Origin of the sequence: Sphingomonas sp. GM_Shp_2, from assembly GCF_026540875.1 — a bacterium.
In the GTDB taxonomy this organism is placed as follows: Bacteria; Pseudomonadota; Alphaproteobacteria; order Sphingomonadales; family Sphingomonadaceae; genus Sphingomonas; species Sphingomonas carotinifaciens.
This window is the reverse complement of the sequence record NZ_JALNUQ010000086.1, coordinates 1-6,917: the sequence shown is the minus strand read 5'-3', so window position 1 is coordinate 6,917 and position 6,917 is coordinate 1. Positions and strand designations below refer to the sequence as shown.

The window sequence follows — 6,917 nt, the reverse complement described above, 5'->3', positions numbered from 1 at the left end:
CCGCGGCTTCACCATGCGCCATCCGGACGTGCCTCCCGAACAACGCGGCACGCTCGCCGCGCTCGCCCATCCTGCGATCGTCGCCCATCTGCAAAAGCTCGGCGTCGCCGCGGTCGAACTCATGCCGATCACCGCCTGGATCGACGAACGGCACCTACCCCCCCTCGGCCTCACCAACGCCTGGGGCTACAACCCCGTGGTGCCGATGGCGCTCGACCCGCGCCTCGTCCCCGGCGGCGTCGCCGAACTGGTCGCCACGGTCGCCGCGCTGCGCGACGCAGGGATCGGCACCATCCTCGATCTCGTCTTCAACCATACCGGCGAAAGCGACATCCACGGCCCCACCCTCTCCTTTCGCGGCTACGACCCGGACGCCTACGCCACGGCGGCCGACGGCACGCTCATCAACGACACCGGCACCGGCAACACGCTCGCCACCGGCCGCCCGCACATCCGCGCGCTGATCCTCGACACCCTCCGCCACTTCGCTCGCGCCGGGGTCGACGGCTTCCGCTTCGACCTCGCCCCCATCCTCGCCCGCGACCCCGGCTTCGACCCCCAGGCGCCCCTCTTCACCGACCTCGCCGCCGATCCCCACCTCGCCTCCCGCCTCATGATCGCCGAACCCTGGGACATTGGCCCAGGCGGCTATCAACTTGGCCAGTTTCCAGACACATGGCTCGAATGGAACGACCGCTACCGCGACGACGTTCGCCGCTTCTGGCGCGGTGACGGCGCCGCCGGCACGCTCGCCACCCGCATCGCCGGCTCGTCCGACCTCTTCTCCGGCGCCGCCACCCGCTCCGTCAACTTCCTCGCCGCGCATGACGGCTTCACCCTCGCCGATACGCTCGCCCACGCCCACCGCCACAACCACGCCAATGGCGAACACAATCGCGACGGCCATGCCGACGAAATCGCCTGGAACCACGGCACCGAGGGCGCAACGGACGACCCCGCCATCCGCGCCTCCCGCGACGCCTCCGCGCGCGCCCTGCTCGCCACCCTCTTCGCCTCCAAGGGCACCCCCATGCTCACCGCCGGCGACGAATTCTCCCGCAGCCAGCACGGCAACAACAACGCCTACGCCCAGGACAACGACACGACGTGGATCGACTGGACGGCCCGCGACACCGATCTTGAGGCGTTCGTCGCCGCGCTCTCCGCCTTCCGCCGCGGCACGCCGCTCGCCGATCCCGCATGGCTGGCGGCGGCCGATTGGCGCGATCTGTCGGACCGGCCGATGACGCCGGAGCGTTGGGCCGATGCACAAGGCTTCGTCCTGCGCCTCCCGATGGCGACGGAAACGCTCGTCCTGCGCATCGATCGACCGAATGCCCGCGTGACGCTGTCGCGCGCCACCCTGCTGGAGAGCCGCCCTTGAAGACCCGCCTCGCCCTGCTGCCGCTCACCCTGGTCGCGCTGGCCGCCACCCCGCTGTCGCCGGCCCAGCGCTACGGCGCGCTCTATCGTGACGTGCAGATGGCGCAGCTTTTCCCCGACTCCAAGACCTTTGCCGATGCCGAGCCCCGCCGCGGCGACCGCGCGATCCTCGCCGCCTACCGCCTCTGCGACTGCGCCACCGACAAGGCGAAGCTGCGCGCCTTTGTCCTCGCCAACTTCACCCTGCCGATCACCCCCAGCGGCACCACCCAGCAACGCCTGCCCATCGCGCAGCACATCGACCAGCTCTGGCCGCAACTCACCCGCGTCACCACCAGGGTCGCGCCCGGCTCGTCCGCGCTGACGCTGCCGCACCGCTATGTCGTGCCTGGCGGACGCTTCCGCGAAATGTATTACTGGGACAGCTGGTTCTCGATGCTCGGCCTGCCGCTGGCCGGGCGTCAGGATCTGGTCGAGGATCAGGTGCGCAATTTCGGCAGCCTGGTCGACCGCTACGGCCATATCCCCAACGGCACCCGCACCTATTATCTCAGCCGCTCGCAGCCACCCGTCTTCTACCTGATCCAGGCGATGTCGAGGGATGCGAAGACGCTGGCGACCCGCACCCGTCAGCTGCGCGCCGAACACGCCTATTGGATGGCCGGCGCCGATCGGCTGAGGCCCGGCGAGCAGCATGCCCGCGCCGTGCGCCTCGCCGATGGCACGCTCCTCAACCGCTATTGGGACGACCGCGCCGATCCGCGCGACGAAAGCTACCGCGAGGATGCCGAACTGGCCGCCGCCACCCCGAGCCGTGACGCCGGGCAGCTCTACCGCGACCTGCGCGCGGCGGCGGAAAGCGGCTGGGACTTTTCCTCGCGCTGGCTGGCGGACGGTCGCACGCTTGCCACCATCCGCACCACGCGGCTGGCGCCCGTCGACCTCAACAGCCTGATGCTGGGGATGGAGCGCACCATCGCCGACAATTGCCGCGCCCTGCGCGACACCGCCTGCACCACCGGCTTCGCCGCCCGCGCCACCGCGCGCGAGGCTGCGATCCGGCGGCTGATGTGGAACCCGAACGGCTATTTCGCCGATTATGATCTCGACACCGGTCGCCCGGCCGATGCCCGCACCGCCGCCATGGCCTTCCCGCTGTTCGTCGGCGCCGCCAGCCCCGACCAGGCGACCGCCACCGCTGAAGCACTCGCACCCTTTATCGGCCAGGGGGGCCTGCGCACCACGCTGACCGCCAGCGGCCAGCAATGGGACGACCCGAATGGCTGGGCGCCGCTGCAATGGATCGCGATCCAGGGCCTGCGCCGCTACGGCCACGCCGCCCCCGCCGACCGGATCAAGGCGGCATGGCTCGCCTCGGTGCAGCGCGAATATGCATCGAGCGGCAAGCTGCTGGAAAAATATGACGTTCGCGAACGTCGCCCCGGCGGCGGCGGCGAATATCCCAATCAGGACGGCTTCGGCTGGACCAACGGCGTCACCCGGGCCCTGCTGGCGGAGCGCTGACGCCCCGCTAGGGTTGCATCAGCCCATGGCCCATCAGGTTGTGATCCAGATGGTTCATGATCCACAGCGATCCGATCAGCACCAGCCCGACGATCAACACGCCGAACGCCAGCGCCAGCACGTTGTTCGTATTGTCGGGCCCCGTCGTGATGTGCAGGAAGAAGACGAGGTGCACCCCCATCTGGCCGATCGCCAGCGCGACCAGCGCGACGGGAATGCCCGGCCCCCATACCAGGTCGCTTGTCGCCACATAGAAGCTCGCCGCGGTCAGCATCGCCGCCAGTCCGAAACCGATCGCATAGCTGCGCAGCGCCGCAGGGATGTCATGCTCGGCGGACCGGCTGCCGGGCGCCTTGTCGTCCTGCGGGGTTTCGTCCAGCCCGCCGCTGCCGCTGTCCTGGGTGCGGGTGTCGCTCATCCGTGCGTTCCCATCAGATAGACCATGGTGAACAGCGCGACCCAGACGATGTCCAGCGCATGCCAGAACAGGCTGAAGCACATCATCCGCCGCGCGATATCCTCTCGAAATCCCTTGGCCCAGACCTGCGCCATCATCGTCGTCAGCCACAACAGACCGAGCGTGACGTGCACGCCGTGGCACCCGACCAGCGCGAAGAAGGCGGACAGGAAAGCGCTGCGCGACGGCCCATGCCCTTCCCCGATCAGGTGCAGGAACTCATAGGCCTCCAGGCAGAGGAAGCCGAACCCGAACAGCGCGGTCGCGGCCATCGCGACCTGGAACCAGCGCCGGCTCTCCGCCAGCATCGCGATCCCCGCCAGCCCGCAGGTGAAGCTGGAGGCGAGCAGCAGCGCCGTCTCGGTGGCGACCAGCGGCACCTCGAAGATGTCGCGCCCGGTCGGCCCGCCCGCCGTCTCGCCGACCAGCACCGCATAGGCCGCGAAGAAGCCGGAAAACATGATGAAGTCCGACAGCAGGAAGATCCAGAAGCCGTAGGACACCACGATCCGCTTGGGCGCGGGGCCCCGCTCGCTCGCCGGGCGCTCGCCATGCCCCAGCTTGTGCGGGTCGCCATGCCGGCTGGCGTCGGCCGCGCCGCTCATGTCGCGGCCTCTTCGGGCAGGTCCAACAGCGTCGCCTTGCCCTGGCGCCGCGCATCGTCCTGCTGCTTCACCTCGTCGGCAGAGATCACATATTCGGGCTCGTCCCGCCATGCGAAGACGACAAAGGTCGCCCATGCCCCCAGGAAGCCGGCGATCACCATCCACCAGATGTGCCAGATCAGCGCAAAGCCCATCGCGGTGGCGAACACGGCGCAGATGATGCCGGTCGGCGAGTTGCGCGGCATCTCGATCGGTTCATAGTCGGGCCGCTCGCTCAACACCTTCTTCTCGCGCGCCTTGGACTTCAGCTCCCAATAGGCATCCTCGCCTGTCACGTCGGGCAATGCGGCGAAGTTGAAGGTCGGCGGCGGCGAGGCGGTGATCCATTCCAGCGTCCGCCCGTCCCAGGGGTCGCCGCTTTCGTCGATCAGCCGCTTGCGATCGCGGATCGAGACATAGAGCATCATCACCTGACACGCGATGCCGCCCGCGATCAGCAGCGCACCCGCGCCCGCCGCGATCAGCCAGGGTTGCCATTCGGGCACGTCGTAATGCTGCATCCGCCGCGTCATGCCCATCAGCCCCAGTACGTAGAGCGGCATGAAGGCGAGGTAGAAACCCGACAGCCACAGCCAGAACGCGCGCTTGCCCCAGCGTTCGTCGAGCATGAAGCCGAACATCTTGGGAAACCAGTAGGTGAAGCCGGCAAAGGCGCCGAACAGCACCCCGCCGATGATGACGTTGTGGAAATGCGCGACCAGGAACAGCGAGTTGTGCAGCACGAAATCGGCCGGCGGGATCGCCAGCAGCACGCCCGTCATTCCACCGATGGCAAAGGTGACGATGAACCCGATCGACCACAGCATCATCGAGGTGAAGCGGATGCGCCCGCCATACATGGTGAACAGCCAGTTGAAGACCTTCACCCCCGTCGGCACCGCGATGATCATCGTCGTCACGCCGAAGAAGCCGTTGACGTCCGCCCCTGCCCCCATCGTGAAGAAATGGTGCAGCCACACCATGAAGGACAGGATGCAGATCACCATGGTGGCGATCACCATCGACCGGTATCCGAACAGGGGCTTGCCCGAAAAGGTCGAGACCACCTCGGAAAACACCCCGAACGCCGGCAGGATCAGGATATAGACCTCCGGATGCCCCCAGGCCCAGATCAGGTTCACGAACATCATCTGGTTGCCGCCCAGTTCGTTCGTGAAGAAGTGGAACCCCAGATACCGGTCGAGGATCAGCATCGCCAGCGTCGCGGTCAGGATCGGGAAGGCCGCCACGATCAACAGGTTGGACGCCAGCGACGTCCAGCAGAACATCGGCATGCGCGTATAGCCCATGCCCGGCGCGCGCATCTTCAGGATGGTGGTGACCAGGTTCACCCCCGACAGCAGCGTGCCGACACCCGATATCTGCAGCGACCACAGATAATAATCGACGCCGACACCGGGGGAGAAGCGCAGTTCGGACAGCGGCGGATAGACCAGCCACCCCGTCTTGGCGAACTCGCCGATGACGAGGCTCAGGTTCAGCAGCAGCGCCCCGCTCGCCGTCAGCCAGAAGCTGACCGAATTGAGCGTCGGAAACGCCACGTCGCGCACGCCCAGTTGCAGCGGCACCGCAAAGTTCATCAGCCCGATCATGAACGGCATCGCCACGAAGAAGATCATGATCGTGCCGTGCGCGGAAAATATCTGGTCGTAATGTTCGGGCGGCAGATACCCGCCATTCCCTTGCGCGATCGCCTGTTGCGAACGCATCAGCAGCGCGTCCGAAAAGCCGCGCAGCAGCATCACGCCGGCCAGCAGGCAATACATCACCCCGATCCGCTTGTGATCGACCGAGGTGATCCATTCGCGCCACAGATAGGGGAAGTGCCCGGCGCGCCACGTCCAGATCAGCAGCGCCAGAATGCCCGTCACCGCCACGCCGAACGCGATCAGCGGCATCGGCTCGTGAAACGGGATCGCGTCCCAGCCCAGCTTGCCGAGCACGCTCAATGCTCCCGCCCATCATGCGCGGTCTCGCTCACCGGCGCACCCGAGCGGGCGACGATGATGTCGTACAGCCGCGGCTGCACCGCACGGTAGCTATAGGGCGTCACATCCGTGCTCTGCTTGTTCAGAACCACGAAGCCGGGCCAGTCCAGCACCGGCCCCTGCCCCCGCGCCGCCGTCACGAACTGCGCAAAGGCGGCAGGGGGGACGGCCTGCGCGATGAAATCCATGTCGGCAAATCCCTCGCCGCTATAATGCGCGGATAGCCCGCGATACCGCCCCGGTCGGTCGGCGCGCAGGTGCAGCGTCGAATCCATCCCCGCCATCGCATAGATCTGGCTGCCCAGTTGCGGCACGAAGAAGCTGTTCATCACGGTGGCGGAGGTGATGCGGAACCGCACCGGTACGCCCACCGGCAGGACCAGCCGGTTGACGGTCGCAATGCCCTGTTCGGGATAGATGAACAGCCATTTCCAATCGAGCGATACCACCTCGACCGTCATCGCCCGTGCGCGCGACGCGATCGGTTTGGGCGGATCATATTCGTGGCTGCCGATCCAGCCGATCCCGCCCAGAAAGATGATCGCCAGCGCCGGGATCGACCAGACGAGCAGTTCCAGCCGCCCCGAATAGGCCCATTTCGGCAGATGCTTGGCCCGTTCGTTGCTCGCGCGGAACCACCATGCGAAGCCGATCGCCATCACGATCACGGGGATGACGATCATCAACATGATCGCCAGCGAATTGAACAGCAAGGACCGCTCGCCAGCGGCAATGGGCCCGGCCGGATCGAGCACACCCGAACGACAACCGCCAAGCGCCAACAGGCACAGCGCGGGCACGCTGCCAAGACGGAGGGGCGCGGTCATTCCGCGCGTCAACGATGCCGCGCGTCGTTCGTTCCACCGCTGTCGCCTGAGAGATGGCGGCTCCCAACTGGTC

The 6,917-nt window shown here is 67.1% G+C and carries 7 protein-coding genes; 3 read left to right on the top strand and 4 right to left on the bottom strand.

From position 1 onward, the window contains the following. Positions 1-1,384: glycogen debranching enzyme (locus tag OXR08_RS18320; protein ID WP_267352069.1), on the top strand; the 1,384-nt coding region annotated here is incomplete at its 5' end. After that, on the top strand, positions 1,381-2,907 hold the full coding sequence (gene treF / locus OXR08_RS18315) for an alpha,alpha-trehalase TreF (protein WP_267352067.1): 1,527 nt from the start codon (positions 1,381-1,383) through the stop codon (positions 2,905-2,907). The genes OXR08_RS18320 and treF, both read left to right, overlap by 4 nt. Before the next feature lie 7 nt (positions 2,908-2,914). On the opposite strand, the gene cyoD is transcribed toward treF, so the two are convergent. The 4 genes from cyoD to cyoA are packed head-to-tail and all read right to left on the bottom strand — an operon-like array spanning position 2,915 to position 6,772. Beyond that, complete coding sequence (gene cyoD / locus OXR08_RS18310) at positions 2,915-3,325, bottom strand: cytochrome o ubiquinol oxidase subunit IV (protein ID WP_267352064.1); 411 nt, start codon at positions 3,323-3,325, stop codon at positions 2,915-2,917. Next, positions 3,322-3,969 (bottom strand): cytochrome (ubi)quinol oxidase subunit III, encoded by a 648-nt coding sequence (locus OXR08_RS18305; RefSeq protein ID WP_149681114.1) that lies wholly within the window; start codon positions 3,967-3,969, stop codon positions 3,322-3,324. The genes cyoD and OXR08_RS18305 overlap by 4 nt, the downstream gene beginning before the upstream one ends. Continuing rightward, the gene (gene cyoB, locus OXR08_RS18300; protein ID WP_211368560.1) at positions 3,966-5,978 is read right to left on the bottom strand and encodes a cytochrome o ubiquinol oxidase subunit I; all 2,013 of its coding nucleotides are present in this window, start codon (positions 5,976-5,978) and stop codon (positions 3,966-3,968) included. The genes OXR08_RS18305 and cyoB overlap by 4 nt, the downstream gene beginning before the upstream one ends. Further along, the gene (cyoA, locus tag OXR08_RS18295) at positions 5,975-6,772 is read right to left on the bottom strand and encodes a ubiquinol oxidase subunit II (RefSeq protein WP_267352071.1); all 798 of its coding nucleotides are present in this window, start codon (positions 6,770-6,772) and stop codon (positions 5,975-5,977) included. The genes cyoB and cyoA overlap by 4 nt, the downstream gene beginning before the upstream one ends. Between cyoA and OXR08_RS18290 the strand changes: the two genes are divergently transcribed. Beyond that, on the top strand, positions 6,690-6,917 hold a 228-nt coding region (locus OXR08_RS18290; protein WP_267352073.1), incomplete at its 3' end, for a hypothetical protein. The two genes, cyoA and OXR08_RS18290, sit on opposite strands and share 83 nt — an antisense overlap.

Coding starts and splice junctions, on each gene's coding strand:
- OXR08_RS18305 (WP_149681114.1), bottom strand. CDS start 3,969: ATGAGCGGCGCGGCCGACGCCAGCCGGCATGGCGACCCGCACAAGCTG.
- cyoD (WP_267352064.1), bottom strand. CDS start 3,325: ATGAGCGACACCCGCACCCAGGACAGCGGCAGCGGCGGGCTGGACGAA.